The organism is Flavobacterium sp. P21 (assembly GCF_050632225.1).
Taxonomy (GTDB): Bacteria; Bacteroidota; Bacteroidia; order Flavobacteriales; family Flavobacteriaceae; genus Flavobacterium.
Genome location: NZ_CP192585.1, coordinates 4,421,944 through 4,438,343 on the forward strand (window position 1 = coordinate 4,421,944; position 16,400 = coordinate 4,438,343).

General features: G+C 33.5%; 14 protein-coding genes. All 14 read right to left on the bottom strand.

Annotated elements, in window-relative coordinates; genetic code table 11:
* Positions 1-59 precede the first annotated feature (59 nt).
* Complete coding sequence (locus tag ACQ9BO_RS22170; protein ID WP_431242505.1) at positions 60-2,741, bottom strand: M16 family metallopeptidase; 2,682 nt, start codon at positions 2,739-2,741, stop codon at positions 60-62.
* Positions 2,742-2,897: 156 nt separating this feature from the next.
* Entirely contained in the window at positions 2,898-3,287 is a 390-nt protein-coding gene (locus ACQ9BO_RS22175; protein ID WP_431242506.1) for a hypothetical protein, read from the bottom strand.
* 93 nt (positions 3,288-3,380) lie between these two features.
* Positions 3,381-4,250, bottom strand: a complete 870-nt coding sequence (locus ACQ9BO_RS22180; RefSeq protein WP_431242507.1) for a TlpA family protein disulfide reductase — start codon at positions 4,248-4,250, stop codon at positions 3,381-3,383.
* Entirely contained in the window at positions 4,237-4,764 is a 528-nt protein-coding gene (locus ACQ9BO_RS22185) for a hypothetical protein (RefSeq protein ID WP_431242508.1), read from the bottom strand. Before ACQ9BO_RS22185 ends, ACQ9BO_RS22180 begins: the two co-directional genes overlap by 14 nt.
* A gap of 27 nt (positions 4,765-4,791) precedes the next feature.
* Complete coding sequence (locus ACQ9BO_RS22190) at positions 4,792-5,094, bottom strand: hypothetical protein (protein ID WP_431242509.1); 303 nt, start codon at positions 5,092-5,094, stop codon at positions 4,792-4,794.
* Positions 5,057-6,265 carry a retropepsin-like aspartic protease gene (locus ACQ9BO_RS22195; protein ID WP_431242510.1) on the bottom strand — a complete coding sequence of 403 codons (1,209 nt, stop codon included), beginning with the start codon at positions 6,263-6,265 and terminating at the stop codon, positions 5,057-5,059. Before ACQ9BO_RS22195 ends, ACQ9BO_RS22190 begins: the two co-directional genes overlap by 38 nt.
* A gap of 157 nt (positions 6,266-6,422) precedes the next feature.
* Entirely contained in the window at positions 6,423-7,142 is a 720-nt protein-coding gene (locus tag ACQ9BO_RS22200; RefSeq protein WP_431242511.1) for a thioredoxin fold domain-containing protein, read from the bottom strand.
* A 75-nt stretch (positions 7,143-7,217) separates the two neighbouring features.
* Positions 7,218-8,711, bottom strand: coding sequence for a PKD-like family lipoprotein (locus ACQ9BO_RS22205; RefSeq protein WP_431242512.1), 1,494 nt, complete (start codon positions 8,709-8,711; stop codon positions 7,218-7,220).
* A 33-nt stretch (positions 8,712-8,744) separates the two neighbouring features.
* Complete coding sequence (locus tag ACQ9BO_RS22210) at positions 8,745-9,518, bottom strand: DUF4843 domain-containing protein (protein ID WP_431242513.1); 774 nt, start codon at positions 9,516-9,518, stop codon at positions 8,745-8,747.
* A gap of 16 nt (positions 9,519-9,534) precedes the next feature.
* Positions 9,535-10,980: a RagB/SusD family nutrient uptake outer membrane protein gene (locus tag ACQ9BO_RS22215; protein WP_431242514.1), complete on the bottom strand. Its 1,446-nt coding sequence runs from the start codon at positions 10,978-10,980 to the stop codon at positions 9,535-9,537.
* Positions 10,981-10,990: 10 nt separating this feature from the next.
* Positions 10,991-13,384 (bottom strand): hypothetical protein, encoded by a 2,394-nt coding sequence (locus ACQ9BO_RS22220; RefSeq protein WP_431242515.1) that lies wholly within the window; start codon positions 13,382-13,384, stop codon positions 10,991-10,993.
* Positions 13,326-14,318, bottom strand: coding sequence for a carboxypeptidase-like regulatory domain-containing protein (locus ACQ9BO_RS22225; RefSeq protein WP_431242516.1), 993 nt, complete (start codon positions 14,316-14,318; stop codon positions 13,326-13,328). Before ACQ9BO_RS22225 ends, ACQ9BO_RS22220 begins: the two co-directional genes overlap by 59 nt.
* Positions 14,319-14,487: 169 nt before the next feature.
* Complete coding sequence (locus ACQ9BO_RS22230) at positions 14,488-15,633, bottom strand: FecR domain-containing protein (protein WP_431242517.1); 1,146 nt, start codon at positions 15,631-15,633, stop codon at positions 14,488-14,490.
* 171 nt (positions 15,634-15,804) lie between these two features.
* A complete protein-coding gene (locus ACQ9BO_RS22235; RefSeq protein WP_431242518.1) occupies positions 15,805-16,395 on the bottom strand; it encodes an RNA polymerase sigma factor in 591 nt (196 codons plus the stop codon).
* Between the last annotated feature and the right edge of the window lie 5 nt (positions 16,396-16,400).

Genomic DNA, 16,400 nt, shown 5'->3' on the forward strand with positions numbered 1-16,400 from the left:
CAAAATATCAATTGATTACGGAAGTACAAATTAAATTCTGGTAATTAAGATTTCTCAAATTATTTTAATGGTTTGAAAACGATTTCATACGAATCGGCTTTGTTTAAAAACGAATTCGCAAAATCCTGAATATCTTTTGCCGTAATTGATTTTACAATATTTTCGTAATTTTTAGGGTCATCCATATTGAGATTTTCTCTAAAATAGTAGTAAACCAAATCGTATGTATATTTATTAAAATTTTTACTATCAGCTTTCGTTTTCAAATAATTGGTTCTGGTTTTCTCAATATCTTCAGAAGCAATTTCACCTTTTTTCACTTTATCTATTTCCTGATAAACGATTGGCATTAAATGATCTACTCTGTTTGCATCACAGTCAAATGAAATTTCAAGTTTAGTAGTTGGAGCAGGATATTTTGTCGAAAGACATTGAACATAAGCACCATAAGTACCACCTTCTTTTTCACGTAGACTTTCTGTGTATCTTAAAGTCAAAATATCACCAAAAAACGATGCTAAAATTTTATTCTTTTCAGAATAAGGATATGCTTTTGTATAGTTGATTTTTACAGCACTTTTTGGGGTTTCCATTTTTATAAAAACCACCTTGTTTATTTTGCCAGAAATCCATTTTGCTCTGTTGTCTTTATATCCTTCTTTACGCTTAACGCCATCAATGCTGGCAATATATTTTTCTAATAAAGGTTTTAAAACTTCAGGCGTTACATCTCCCACAATAGTGAATTCAAAATTCGAAATATCAGAAAAACGATCTTCATAAATGGCCTTCATTTTATCAAAAGATAAATTATCAATATATTCTTGATTGAGAAGAGGCATTTTAGGATTGTTTTTTCCATAGATAGCTACAGATGTACTATCATTCATTTTAGAATTAATGTCTTTTTCTTTATTCTTTAAAAAATTCTGAAATCTTTCTTTCATTAAAGAAAATTGTGTCTGTTCAAATCTTGGTTTTTCAAAACGTAGATAAACTAACTGCATCATCGTTTCAATGTCTTTAACATTAGCTGAAGCAGAAATCGCTTCTGACATTGGAGTAATCATTGGGGTACAACTTGCAATTTTACCTTTCAGCATCTTTTCTAAATCAGTAACCGAAAATAATCCAACTCCTGACATCGTAGCAAGATCTGTAAAACGTTGCGCTGACGGAAGGTCTTTTCCATCATACAAGGAGGTTCCGCCAAAACTATCGGCATATAGAGTTACTGATTTTTTGTTTTTATCAGCAAATTTGTAATGCACTTTTACGCCATTGCTCAAAATATAGGTAGTTGCACCAATTTCTTTCGTTTCTTTTTCTGCTACAATTTTTCCAGGCTTTAAATCGGTTCCATCCATAAGTGACTTAGCCACAAAAGTATCTACGTATGGCTGTAGCGAAGTATCATTTTCAGCTTTCTGAATGATATCAAATGCTTTTTCCTGTATTAAATTCTCCTCTCCTTCTACACCTGTAACCGTTACAACACGGTTTTCTTTTGTGTATAATTTTGAAATTTGTTCCTGAAGAATTTTGCTGTCAATATTTTTCAAAATGCTTTTTGTCATTTCAAATTCTACTGTAGGATCTGCAATTACTTCGTGATTCAAATAATCATCTTTCACCATTCCGATAACTTGTTTGTGCGGAATCTCATTTAGTTTTTCTAAATAATTTTCGTATCCAGAAATCGTTTCTTTAGAAGCTCTTTCGATTTCTCCGGTTGAAAAACCAAATTTATACGCACGAACCCATTCATTCATAACAGCTGTAAAGGCTTCCGCTTGTTTTCCTGGTTTTGGACTCAAACTCACGATAAAAACATCATTCAGACGTGAATATTTCTGATAACCAATTTGTGCACCTTTAAAAGGACATTCTTGCTTTTGTGCCATTTCTGACAAACGATTGTTTATGATTTCAAAAGCAATACTTCTTTGTGTCGATTTTTCTAAATCGGCAAAAGTTCCAGTGGCTTTTTCGGCCGTATGGCGAACCATAAAAGTGATATTTGAAGCCGAAATTTCTTTATCCAAAGCCAATTTGAAAGTTGGTTCCACTCTTTCTGGAATCGCGATTTCAAAACGATTTTTAGGATTTTGAGGCGTCGGAATATCTGCAAAAAGTTTTTTGATTTTCGCTTCTACTTCATCTGAATTGATATCTCCAACAATGGCGATTGCCTGTAAATCCGGACGATACCAATCTTTATAAAAATCCTTTAAAACCTGATATTTAAAATTTTTAATGATTTCCATATCGCCAATCGGCATGCGGTCTGCATAAAGCGAATTGTTGTAATAATAAGGCGCCAGCTGATTGTAAATTCTGGCGCGGGCATTTTGTCTTGTACGCCATTCTTCGGTAATAACGCCGCGTTCAGCATCGATTTCTTCATTCGTCAGCGACAAAAAATTTGACCAATCGTGCAAAACCAGCAAGCACGTATCAACAACACTTCCATCTTTTGATGGAATATTATCTAGGTTATAAACTGTTTCATCCGTACTTGTATATGCATTTATATTTTTCCCGAAAACGGCTCCTTGTTTTTGAAGTGTATTCAAGATTCCTTTTCCTTCAAAATGCTTGGTTCCGTTGAAAGCCATATGTTCCAGAAAATGCGCCAAACCTTTCTGCTGGTCGTTTTCTAAAATCGAGCCAACATTTTGAATAATGTAATAACTTGCCGTATTTTTATTTACATCAGTTGGATAAATATAATACGTCATTCCGTTTGGCAGAACTCCTTTTTTATTTTTTGGTTGACTGCAATTGGGTCGCTTCCTTTGTAATTTTGGGCTTGTGAAAAAGGCAAAAAACCTATCAAGAACAAAAAGACTATAGATATTTTTTTCATTGATATTTTATTAGAACTTTATTAATTATTATTCTATGCTCTGAGGAACTGTTCCTATAACTTTAACTTCCTTTAATTTTAGACTAAACCAGCCAATATCATCTTCATCAATTAGATAAACTTGCTTTTTATTGCCAATTAATTCCGTTGCTTCTGCCAAATTATATTTCGTCAAAAATTCATATGTAATAATTACATCTTTTTTCTTTTTAAGAAACGATTTTTTAACCTTTATTTCTTGAGGAGCAACTTGATAATGATGCATAAAGGTCATTGCTAATTGATATTTACCATTATATCCAAAAACATAATAATAATTTAAATCGTCTGGTTTTATATTATTATTTGAATTAGAAAACTGATTTTTATCTCTTTTGAAATAAACATAAACAGTATCTGAGTTTTTAATTTTTTCCAAATTCTGCGAAAGCATAACCAAGGGAAAAAATATAACGGACAATAATAAAAATCTCATTTTTTTAATAGTCAAATTAGCCTGTCTAGTCTTATTTTAACCTTTCAATAATTTATCCAACTGCACTCTCAATTCCGGATTTGACGGACGAAGCGCATCGGCATTGATGATATTTCCTTTTGTATCAAACAATAAAAATCTTGGAATCGCATTTACATCGTAATTTTTAGCTACATCAGAACTAAAATCTTTATCTGCCATTAACTGAATTCCTTTTAATTGTTCTTTAGTAACAAAGTCTTTCCATTTTTGAGCGTCTTTTGGTTTATCTAATGAAAGACTTACGAACACAATATTTTTTCCGTGATAATCTTCTTCGATTTTTTTCATATGCGGAATCTCCGCTTTACAAGGTCCGCACCAAGTTGCCCATAAATCGATGTAAACAAATTTACCTTTAAAATCTGAAAACGAAACTGGTTTGTCGTTGATATCATTGTATGTGAATTCAAGTCCTTTTTGACCTACGTTTTTATGAAGCACTTTTTCGTATTCTACTAAAAATGTTTTGCTCGCGACTGAGATCATGTAAGGTTTAATGCTTGGTGCCACTTTTTCATATTCTTCGATTTTCATTCTTGAAGTTGCTACCGCATCGCGCAAATAAACATCTTTTAAAGCCGGATCTGTAATATGTGTAATTGCTTCTGCTATGTCCAAACGCTTTGCAGGAGTGGCGCTGTTCATACTTACATAAAAGAAATAATTTGACATCAAAGAAACTCCGTTTTGCAATTTCAACAAATCTGGATCTGTGAATTTTTTATCTGTTTCCCAAGTTTTTATTACAGCTGGACGATCATTTTTATCAGGAAATGCGCTTCTTGGCATTCTGAAAAAAGTATACGTAAGTTCTTCAACATCTGTTGCAACGGCTAATTTTAAAAGCTTGTCAAATGCGAGCATCTTTAGTTTTTATTGATTTAGAAAATTCATTGGCTTTAGCAATACCTTTATCAATCCAAGGATAAAAATCTACGTAAGTAATATTTGTTCCAAGTCTTGAAAATGGCGCAAATTCATTATAAATTTCATTCGCTTTTTGAACCAAGACATTCTGTCCAACGTTTTTTCCGCTTAAAACATAATTCTCTTTATTGATTACCAAATTAATGTCCAATTTTGGTTCTAAATACAAACGAATTAATTGATTTCTAGATTTAAATTGTCCGTAATCCACATAATAAAAGCCAGCGACTGAAACTGGTGTCATAAAGCCAAACTCCCCCAATGAGTTAACTTTAGCGGTAGCGACAACGGCTGGCTTTCCTTCTTCAACATTGTAAAGCGTAACTTCTTTTGCAATAAAATCTGGGATCGAAATGATTCCTTTTATCACTGCATATTCTGAAATGCTCTTGGCAAAACTCATTTGAGCCGTAAACACGGTCAAAATGAAATAAAAAATGTGTTTTTTCATGATATTTATTTGTTTTTTGTTTGATGTTTAAATTGAAATTCGAAGCGACTGATCACCTTGTTCGATAATCAAATCTTTGCTTTCTTTGCTTTCTTTCAGCTTTTTAAGATTTTCTGGATTCAATAATTCTTTGGCTTCAAAATCGTTTATTTGAGTGACTTTTGCTCCAATTTTTACTTTCTTTAAATCTTCATTCTGTTGATCGATAATTCGTTTTACCAAAAGATTCTGGTTTTCGTCAAAATCCAGATCGAGTCCGGCGAAATAAAATGAAGATCTTTTTTTGAAGTTTTTATTTGGTTCCAGATAAACGGTTTTGTGCGAGCACATCGATGGTAAAATTGAAACGTTTGATTAAATCGATTCCGAGTGATCCATCGGCGAAAGCCCAACTTTTATTGGCTTCGTCATATTCCTGAAGCGCAATTGTTACATTTGGAAAATTATTCCCATTAATTGCAACATTCGGAATTGCGCCACCCACAATTTTGGTTTGCTTTCCTAAACTATAATTTACCGAAGTGTATTCTGTTTTTAAACTTGTTTCGAGATTATTTTTATGATTAAAAGGTCCATACGCAATTAAATCATAACCTGCTCCAGTATCAAAAGTGAAATTGCCTTCGACCGATTTTTTGTCTTCAAAAGTCAGATTCATTTTTACTACCGGAAGCCCCGATTTATAATCAAAAACTAATGGCTTTGCTTTTCCCCAATAATTGAAATTTCCGAAATTGTAAAGATCAATCGTCATCGTATCAAAATTGACCGAAGTGATATAATTGCGAAGCAAATTGGCTCCAAACAATCCATCGTAAACGCCATGTTTTGGAAAAATAACCAAACCTTGGTTTTTTAAAACTTGATCGCCAATATAAATGGTATTGTCTGCCGAATATTGTACTTGCTGACTTCCACCAACTACAGATGCAGATTTGCTTTTTGTCACCACAACTCCAGCTTTGTAAGCGCTGTCAGGATTCAACGCCATTCCGTCTGCGCCTGTATCAAAAAGCATTAAAAACTCACGATCGGCTTTGTTTAATTTGATTTTGATGGCGATTCCGTTTTCAATTATTTCAAACGGAATACTGGCTACTTCTTTTACAGTGGCATGTCGGTCGACTTTGTACAAACCATCAAAAAAAGTCACATACAAGATTTTATTATCTGAATTGAAAACAATTTGAGTTGGTTTCTTTTCTTTTCCTTTAAAACAAAAATCGGCCAAAACAAAAGTCTCGTTTTTAATTGTCACCGATTTTCCTATTTGAATAGAATCTAAAACCGGGAAAGCTTTGAAAATACTGTTAAGGTAAAATTCATTTGAAGAAGAATCTCCAGCACCTACAGTAAATTCAGGCGCTAGAAGATTTTTTATTTCGCTGTAATTTTTATTCTGAAAGGCTTTTTCAAAAGATTCAATAACTTTTTGAACGCTGTTTTGAGCGCAAACCGAGTATCCAAAAATCATTATTGAAAACAAGAATATCTTTTTCATTTCGAATTACTTTTGTAAAGTATAAGGATTGTTCGAAGTTTTTTGAACTCCAAAATCTTTCAATAAAATCTCTTCAAATTTTGTCCAATCTTCTGCAGAATAAAGCGGTTTCATTTCTTCCAAAAGCTTTTTGAAACCAGCTAAATCATTCGTTTTTTCAAACTCTTTTTCTTGCGTTGCAAAATGGTAAATACATGATTTGTAACACTTGCTGTTCCATAATCTTTGTAAAGTTCTTTTGCATTTTTAAAAAGAAATCATCGTATTGACGACCAATTCTTAATCCCGTAATAATTACGAAAGGAACTTCAGCTGTTAATGAAGGTTGCGCTTTTAAATACGCATCAGCAGTTTCAAAAGAAACATTTCTCTTATTTGCTAAATAAGCCTGTGCATAAAATTCCGGATACTCTTTTTCCTGAATTTGTGGACTGTACTTTTTGAATATTCCTTTTTTTGCGTTTTCTTTTGACTTTTGCAAAAGTGTCGTTAACTGTTCTACGCTTTGAAAGCCGGTTTCTATATCAATAATTTTTCCATCAGAATTCATTAATAAAAAAGTTGGAAATCCAGTAACACCATATTTCATGCATAACTTTTTACCAATTTCTTCTTTCAAAATATCCGATTTGAAAGTCACGAAATCTGCATTCAAAACACTGGCAACTTTAGGATCAGGAAAAACATCTTTGTCCATTTGCGCGCACGGCATACAGCCCGTAAAATACAAATCGACAAAAATTAACTTTTTCTCCTTTTGTGCTTGTTTTTTAGCAAGTTCCCAACTATCATCAGCTGGATTTGTCTGTGCATTTAAGGCAATAGAAGAGCTGGCAAGCGACAAAACTGCACTTGCGATTTTAAAAAAACGTTTCATAAAATGTGGTTTTTTAAGAAACCGAATGAAGAATGAATTTCGCGCTTCATCCGGTTTCGTTTTAGAGTAATTAGATTATCTGGCTCTGAATGCAACATCAACGATTTTGCAAAGGCCTTCATATTTATTTGTTAATATTAAATCGCCGTTTACTGGAGGAACTGTATAAAGTTCCATTGTGCCCGATGTTCCGTAACTTCCAACAATCAATTTTTTGTTGGCACCATCTTTCGCATTGCTAATAAAACCAATATAAGTTATCTCTTCAACACCTTTATTAATCATTAATTTAGCCAATTGAGTTCCGTTGTCATATTCATAAACCTTGCCTCCAACTGCATAAAACAAATATCCTGAATCTGGGCTTACTGCAAATTTTGTTGCTTTGTCAAATTCTGGAGCGTTCAAAATTTCTTTGTAATAACTCTGAATCAAACCTCTTGAAAAGCGCAACAAATTGTATTTTCCAGTCGCAATATTTTTTAGAACGGCAAAATTCTCTAAGTCGTTATAATTTGATGTAGTCATATAAATCAAATCAGAATTAGTATTATTCCAATCTAAAACTGTTTCAGAAGGTACTACAGGCGGCATTGTCGAACAATTTCCTTTTGAATAATTGAAACGAACGAAACGACGCGCATTTTGATCATAAAAAACCGGTGCACCTGATGAGCCTCTGTTTTCAGCAATAAATGGTGCGGCATAAAAAGTTTTTGTTGCCGTTTCCATTATATTTTGAGGCAAACCGTATTTTATATTAAATGCACGATAGAAATAATAAATATCTCCTTTGGTGTAAAGAAAGTTCTCTCCCCCAATTGGTGATTTCATAAAATCGACTCCAAAATTAGTTGGCAATGCACCTCCAACGGTTTCATAAGCAATATTTTGCGACTGTGCCCATCCAAAAGAATCTGGATCTATTCTGGCAGTACCATTTTCTGTTGTTGTTACATAAACTCCATAGGTCGCAGAAGTCGACAATGCCTGAGAAAAACAAGAAACATCAACTGCTTTTCCCGTTAATTTTAATGCTGAACCACTCGCATCTAAAACATCTGTAATAATACGTGGTCGCGCAACGCCTGGTATGATAGAAATCATATCTAAACGTGCTTTATTATTAACATCTCCAATTAAAAGCCAACCCTCATAAATAGCCGAAACCACATTTAGCTTAAAAGGTTCTTGTCGCCAAGTAACGCCTGTAACTTTGTCTTTTACTAAATAATAGACATTATAACTTCCCGGAGCTAACTTTACTACTCCATCGAAATTTTTAGTCGTTGCTATTAATGTTTTTGATTCTAATAAAAGTTTAGAGGGATTGAGTGCTACCCATTCATAACTATAGCGGTCTGGATCTTTGCTATCATCTAAAGTTGCATTTAAATTAGGCGTAATTTTAAAGTTATCTCCCGTATAAACCGTGTATGATTGCTCGATACCTGTCGCGTGTATTTCATTTATTGCATTATACTCATAATTCCCTTCATCTTCTGCACAACTATAGGTTAAAACCAGCATCAGTGACAGAATAAATTGAATCTTTATATTTTTTAACATAATGTTCTCTTTTTAAAATTTACAAAATGATTTTTAAGGAAAGATCATTTCTTTTCCGTCCTCTTCATAAATAGTGTTGCCCGATGCTTTTTGGTCAGCCAAATAACGTTTCATAAAAGCTTGGTAATACATGAAATCAGCAATGGCAAGTCCAGGACCTCCTAATTTCTGATTGAAAATCGCCGGATCCAAATGAATCAAATCACACATCAAGAAAAATTTCTTTGCCGTAAAAACGCCTAGATATGGTGCATACCAGCCAATAGGTCGCGTTAATTTATCATCAAAAGAAAGTTTGAAAGTAATAAAGCTGATTCTTTTATGTGTCAGTACATTTATTTCTTTGCTTTTCATTTCAGTCTTGAATGATTCGTTTTCTTCTAAATTCAAAATCAGCAAAAAGCTGTTTTTCTTCATATCTTCAGTTCTGTAAATCTTAATAGGAAGATCATTTACTACTTTCCCGGCAGGAATAACAAAATCTTGTGGAATTTCAAAGTGAGTTCCGGCAATAGCTGTACTTTTTGGATCAACAACTACTTTTACTTTTCTGTCAACATCGCTACTATTTCCTTGTACCTGAATTGGAAGATTATAAGTTTTACCAACAATCACAGGTTTTTCTAGAGCAAAAGTAAATCCTACGCTATCGGTTACGGTTGTCGTTGCTCCATCAGAAATTCCGAAAACAGAAGGCGCAAAATAAACGCTGTTAACTCCTGAATATGTTGCAATTTCTTCATGATCACATGAAGCAAAACCTAAAATCGATAAAAACAATATGCTTAAAATGAATATTTTTTTCATGTTACTTTGTTTTAAATTATTGGAAATTAACTTCAATCTCTGGTAATGGCACAACATATTGCAGTGCTCCCATAGTCAGATTTCCAGAAGTCGCTGAACCGTTAGGAATCGTAGTACTGTTGATTCTTTTGTAATAAAAAAACAACTGTCCCTCCCCTATAAATTCTTTTTTATACTCTTTTGTAACTTCTGTAGTAACATTTGCAGTAGCCGCTAAATTTGCTAAACCACGATTGAAACGAAGCGTATTCAAAAAAGCAATTCCATCTGCTGGTACCGGTGCTGTTTCTGCGGCAATCAGGTACATCTCTGAAAGTCTAAACATAGGAATCTGTAAACGGAAAAGCTTATCTTTATTTACTACATCTTCATATTTATAAAATGTCTTTTGCGTTTTTCCTCCAACAACAGGAACTTTCCAGCTTGGCAAGCTTCGGTAATCATTATCATTTGATTCAAAAACAGCTGTTAATCGGCTCAATAAAGGCGCATAAATAGCTCCATCTGCCAAATTATAATCAAATAAAGCTTTTTGTTTTGCATATAATCTGTAATCGCTTAAAGCGAAAAAGTTTTCAGATGAAAAAATTCGGTCAGGATTTGTCGCATTTGTAGCTTCTAAAAATGGAGTCCAAGGAAAAAATGTCGTCGTTTTTGTAAAATTAATAACTTCATTTGCAACTGCAGATGCGCCCGTTTTATCTCCAGAATATAATAACACACGAGCTTTAAGACATTTTACAGCCAAATAATTCATACGCAGACCTCTGTTTGCCGAATAATATGGATTCGCATCAAAATCTGCTGTCGCATTGTATTTTCCTGAAGTAAGAATTGGATCTTTTTGAAGCAATTCTAAAGCTTTGTCCAAATCTGCCAGAATCTTAGCAACAACATCTTTGGCTGAAATCAAAGGCTGGTTTGCTGTAACAGGAGAATCATAATACGGAATTGCTTGAAGAGATGGATCAACTTTATAAATTGGCCCGTATAAACGCAACATATCAAAATGCACCATTGCTCTAATTCCGATAGCTTCTCCTTTTAAAAGATCGGCTTTTTCTTTGGAAACAATTCCGGCATGTTCATCCATGCTTTCTAAAAACTTGTTAGCATACAAAATAGTTTTATATCCTGCTTCCCAAATAGTAGAAAACACAGCTTTGGGATGGCTTTCTGTATAAGCGTAAGATGCGATTTTACTTTTAGAAACATTGCTTGTCATATTGTACTGCTGTCCTAAAATTTCTACTGCATCCATGGTAAGCTGGCGTCCGTATAGTTCATCAGATACAAGACTCAAATAAAGTCCGTTGTGCACATTTTGCATTCCGGCTTCATTTTCAAATATTTGGCTTTCTAAAATTTTATCCTGAGGCGTTACATCCAAGAAATCACTACAGCTTGTCGCCGTCAATGAAATCAAAATAATGCATGCTATTTTATTTAAATACTGTTTCATAATTGCTGTATTAAAATGATACGTTTAGACTTAAAGAATAAATTCTTGAAAAAGGATACTCAATACCTCGCTCTGCTTTTATCGTAGAAACTCTAAAAAACTCATTTGCGTAAGCATTAAATCCTAAACCTGCCAAACCTGATTTATTAAGCCAAGCTCTATTGGTTACGCGATATCCTAAACGAAGAGATTCTCCTGAGATATAATCTGCTTTTTGAATGAATCGAGAAGAAATTGGAGTATTATTTGTCAAGCTGATTGCTTTAAATTGTGCCATTTGCCCCGGAGTTGTCCATCTATCTGTAAAGGCTCTTGCATCTTGATTATCAAAGATATTGCTTGAGCTGATGTTTTCAACTTTATCATATAAAGCAGTGTTAAATTGATCTGCTCCAAAACTATAGCGGATAAATACGCCTAAGCTGAAGTTTCCGTAATTAACACTTGTAGAAAAAACTCCAGTTGCAATTTCTCTTGAGTTCCCCATGATTCGTTCATCATTTTTATCTAAGATAAATGTAGTTTCACCATTTTTCTTCAAGAAAACTTCTCTTCCTGTAGCAGGATCGATTCCTAATGAAGGTACTGCCCAAAGGTCGTTTGTGCTTGCTCCATCATAAAATCTTGTAAGGCTGGTCGTTTTTTTAGCGGCATCATTTAATGAAGCCAAAGCATTATTGAAACCGCCTAATTCGTTTTCGTTTGTAGTTGCTGTCAAGCCAACAGCCCAAAATAAATTAGCCTTTGGATTACTTATAATAGTGTAATTTGCTTTAAGCTCAAGACCTTGCGTTGTGATGTAACCAATGTTCAACGGGTAAGCAGTAACTCCGGTTGAAGCGACAAGATCAATCGCAACAATTTGTGGAGAAGTTCTACGTCTGTATGCTCCAAAAGTAGCAGTAAGCCTGTTTCTAAACATTGCCAAATCTAATCCTAAAGACAAATCTTTTGTCTTTTGAGGCTCTAAATCGACATTCGCTAATTGCGAAACATTTAATCCCGCACCAAAAATATTTGTATCATCATCATAAGTATAAATGTCATGAGAAGCAAATCCCACAAGATTCTGATTTCCGGTTTGACCATAATTTGCACGAAGTTTCAAGATATTCACTATATCTTCATTCATGTTAAACTCATAGTTCATATTCCATCCAAGACCAATACCATAGTAAGGTGAATATTTTTTATTTGTTCCAAAATTGGTTGCTCCAGAAATCGTGTGCGTTAAATCAAGCAAATATTTTCTGTTGTAAGCATAGTTCAGCTGATTGGTTAAATCGACGCTTCGCACCATTTCGCTATAATTTGATGGTTTTGAATTGACTTCAAATCCAAAAGCGAAATTAGGATTACCCGGAACTCCTAACGGAAATCCTCTTAAAGTTGAACCATAATAACCATATCTTGTTTCTAATGCAGAAGCTCTCAAAGTATAATTAAGCGAGTGAACATTATTGAAAACATTTGAATATGTTCCTCCAATATTTCCGTTCCATTTATTGGTCAGATAATCTGTTCTTTTATAACTTCCTTTTTCTGTTGGAATATCTGAAATAAATTGTGTGTCATCTGGCGAAATAAATTTAGTCGATGTAGTCTGTAATCTTGAAACTGAAATTGCGGCAGTTGTTTTGATATGAGGATTAACATCATAATTTACAGCAAAGTTGTTTGTAAAATTAAAATCTACACCTTTGTCGAAGCTGTTTAAACGAACATTATACAAAGGGTTTTCTTCCTGATTTACATAATCATTCACGATTGGGTTTCCAACTGGTATATTAGTTCCGTCTAAGTAACGTGTTGGAACTCCGTTTTCATTATATTTTTCGTAATAAGGACTCGCTTTTGCCCAAGTAGAAAAAGAACCATAAGGCGATTCCTGATTATTTCCACCCGAAATAAAGAAGTTATTATTGAAGCTTATTCTTTTCTTTCTATAAATTAAATTTGCATTATATCCCCATGTATTATGTTCAGAACCTTTCATAGTTCCTGACAAAGATTTATAATTTCCAGCAAGATTAAATCTAAATTCGTCTGATCCTCCCCCAATGGCTAAACTGTGTCCAGAAGTAATTCCCATTTGAATTGGTTCGTTCAGCCAATACGTATCAACACCGCGACGCACATCTGCCAGACGTTTGTTATAAATTTGGTCCCATTTATATTGCACGGCATAGTCGCCAAGACGTGGTACTACATACGCTTTAGAAAGTCTTTCGAATTCTAATTTCTGTTCAGCATTCATTAAATTATAAACACTTAAATCTGCCAATTCATAAGATGAATTATAGACATAAGAAATTTGTAATTTTCCTGCAACCGGCTTATTTGTTTCAATAACAACAACTCCATTTGCAGAACGTGAACCGTATAATGCTGTTGAAGCGAGCATCTTTAAGAAGCGTAATGTTTGCAATTCTGTTTATATCTAAATCAACAACCTGCTGTAGCGTTGTTGGGAATCCGTCCAAAATAAATAATGGTTGATTCGGATCTTCTTTAAAACGATCATTTACCTGATTTACAGATAAACTAGTCTGTCCTCTCACTTCAATAACCGGCAAAACATTTGGATTTGAACCTGCAATATTGTTGTTCAAAACCATAAAAGAAGGATCTAAAGTTTTTAAAGCCTGCACAACATTTTGTGTCGAAACCTGTCTCAACTCCTCACCTCTATAAGTAGAAACTGCTCCCGTAATTAATTCTTTTTTACGAACTGTAACCCCTGTATTTATGGTCACACCACCAAGTTCTTTGGTTTGTTGCCGCAAAACGATATTAATAACTTTTCTTTTATCAACTGGGATTATTTGTGCCAAATGTCCAATGTAGGTAAACAAAAGATGACCATCTTCTGGAGCTTTGATCACATATTTTCCGTCAAAATCAGTTTGAGTAGCTACAGTACTGTTCTTTACTTTTATGTTTACACCTGGCAGAGGCTCATTTTTTTCATTGGTAACAATACCTTTAATTTCAATATATTTAGACTGAAAAACGGCTACGTTTTCTTTTGGAAGTTTTCTAACTAAAATTGTATTTCCACTTGACAAACTAAAATCGAAATCTTTATTAGGGAAACTGGCTTCTAATAAGTCATTTACTTTAATTTTGCCCTTTTTCAAATGTACTTTAGGCAATTTTTTAAATAAATCTTCCTGATAAATAAAAGTGTAATCTGTTTGTTGTTTGATAATATCAAAAACTTCGTCAACAGTTACTGTTTTATCAGCCGCAATTACAACTTTTGTGTTTTGTGAAAATAAATTTGCTGGAGAAAAACCAAAAATTGTTGTACAAAACAAGAAGATAAAAGTTCTCATAATGTTAATAATTAGCCTATTTCTAATATAGAAATAAGCGCTGGTTAATTTAAATTTCATAAATTTACATGTTAATTGGTTGGTTGTTAAAAAATGATTAATTGATTAATACACAGAAAGGGATGAAGTGCGGTACGGTGAGAGGTCTGAACTTTAATCCCTTTTCTTTTTATTTAATTATAATCTTATTGTCTTTTTTCTCATAGGCATTAATGAAATTAATATTCTTGATCGTGGTCAATATGTCTTCTAATTTTTGATTTTTATTCAAGACTCCATTAAATCTTACATTTCCAAGTGCTGGATTTGCGAACTCAATATCAACATCATACCATCTTGACAATACTTTTGCGATATCTTTAAGAGGCATTCCTTTAAAAACAAACAATCCTTTTCTCCACGAAATTTCGTTGTAAACATCAACTTCAGCAATTGAAATATGGTCATCGCTCTTGCTGATTCGTGATTGTTGGCTTGGTGCTAAAATTTCTTTCGCAGTGGCATTGCTTACCGCCACTTTTCCTTGTACTAATGTGGTATAAATAGCTGTTTCGTCTTTGTAGGCTTTGATATTAAATTCGGTACCAATAACCTCAACATTTTGCATTTGGGTTTTTACTTTAAACTTCGAGCCTTTGTGTTTCGTACTTGGCGATACTTCAAAATAAGCTTCTCCATACACCAATTCAACTTGTCTGATTTCGCCATCAACAAAAGCAACCGGGTATTTTAATTGTGATTCTGAGTTCAGCCAAACTTTGGTGCTATCGGCCAACTGAACAAAAAACTGTCCTCCTCTCGGAATCGTTAAAAAATTATTTGCTATCGTTGCAGTATTATTTTTACCGTTATAAATTAATTTTTCTCCATTACTAGTTGCGTTTCCTTGATTGTAGGATTCTCCTTTTTTCAATTCAATAACAGATCCGTCTTCTAGAGTCAATGTTGCTTTATCGCTTCCAATCAAAATATTTTTATGAGCAACAACTGGAATATTTTGTCTCGTATTTTTCCCTGTGTTGAATAACAACGAAATTGAAATCAACATCGCCACTGAAGCCGCAACCGCAACTTTAAAACTTGTTGTAGAATAAAATGGCCTTAACGGAATAACTTTTGTTTCTTCAGATTTTATTGTCTTTTGAATCCGATTAAGCATTTTGCTCTGAATTTCTTCTTTTGGTCCTAATGCATCATCCCATTCTTCTGAAGTTTGAAAACTTTCATAAAAATGCAACAATTGCTTATTCTCCTCCCGATTCGTATCGCCAGAAAGATATCTGTTTAATAACGTTAAGAATTCTTCTTTTTTCATTTTTTTTATTATTAATGCAGGAGTATATTAGGTAAGTATCTAAAAAGACATTTACCCCCTAGTCCAAATTGTATTTTTTTGATTTTTTTTAATCTTTTAAGAAAAGCCTCGCCAGAAAGTAGAAAATTCAATGCTTTAGGCTTATAATCGGCAATCATTTTTTGTTTTCTTTTAAAGATTTTCAGAAAGCCATAAAATCATCGCTGTGCCCAATGAGCTTCCCATTGACAAACGGATCGTTTGAAGTGCTTTTGTAATGTGATTTTCGACTGTTTTGGTTGAAATATTCAGAAGTTCAGCAATTTCTTTATGACTGAGTTGTTCTTCGCGGCTCAGTTTATAAACAGCCTGACATTTTTCTGGAAGTGTCTCAATAATCAAATTAAGTTGTTGCACTAATTCTTCATGCATCAACTGTGTTTCGGGTGTTGTATATTGAAAACGTTTTTCTAAATCATCAAAAAGCTCGACCTTGATTTTGTCTTTATTCTTTTTTAAATGATTAAAAACTTGATAACGCGCGCAGGCATACATATAACCTTTTAAAGAAATATGGATTTCCAATTTTTCGCGATTGTGCCAAATGTTCATGAAGATATCCTGAATAATATCTTCGCACAATTCTTTGTCTTTTATGATATTATAAGCCGAAATAAAAAGTGCCTGCCAAAATGTATTATACAATTCCGTCAACGCCGATTCATCTCCAGAGCGAAGACGATCTATTAAAATTTTATCTTGATTTGAGGATAACGATGGCAATTTTA

Bases quoted from the DNA above. Each gene is read 5' to 3' on its own strand.
- ACQ9BO_RS22170 (WP_431242505.1), bottom strand. From the start codon at position 2,741: ATGACGTATTATATTTATCCAACTGATGTAAATAAAAATACGGCAAGT.
- ACQ9BO_RS22180 (WP_431242507.1), bottom strand. From the start codon at position 4,250: ATGCTCGCATTTGACAAGCTTTTAAAATTAGCCGTTGCAACAGATGTT.
- ACQ9BO_RS22185 (WP_431242508.1), bottom strand. From the start codon at position 4,764: ATGAAAAAACACATTTTTTATTTCATTTTGACCGTGTTTACGGCTCAA.
- ACQ9BO_RS22190 (WP_431242509.1), bottom strand. From the start codon at position 5,094: ATGTGCTCGCACAAAACCGTTTATCTGGAACCAAATAAAAACTTCAAA.
- ACQ9BO_RS22195 (WP_431242510.1), bottom strand. From the start codon at position 6,265: ATGAAAAAGATATTCTTGTTTTCAATAATGATTTTTGGATACTCGGTT.
- ACQ9BO_RS22200 (WP_431242511.1), bottom strand. From the start codon at position 7,142: ATGAAACGTTTTTTTAAAATCGCAAGTGCAGTTTTGTCGCTTGCCAGC.
- ACQ9BO_RS22205 (WP_431242512.1), bottom strand. From the start codon at position 8,711: ATGTTAAAAAATATAAAGATTCAATTTATTCTGTCACTGATGCTGGTT.
- ACQ9BO_RS22210 (WP_431242513.1), bottom strand. From the start codon at position 9,518: ATGAAAAAAATATTCATTTTAAGCATATTGTTTTTATCGATTTTAGGT.
- ACQ9BO_RS22215 (WP_431242514.1), bottom strand. From the start codon at position 10,980: ATGAAACAGTATTTAAATAAAATAGCATGCATTATTTTGATTTCATTG.
- ACQ9BO_RS22220 (WP_431242515.1), bottom strand. From the start codon at position 13,384: ATGCTCGCTTCAACAGCATTATACGGTTCACGTTCTGCAAATGGAGTT.
- ACQ9BO_RS22225 (WP_431242516.1), bottom strand. From the start codon at position 14,318: ATGAGAACTTTTATCTTCTTGTTTTGTACAACAATTTTTGGTTTTTCT.
- ACQ9BO_RS22230 (WP_431242517.1), bottom strand. From the start codon at position 15,633: ATGAAAAAAGAAGAATTCTTAACGTTATTAAACAGATATCTTTCTGGC.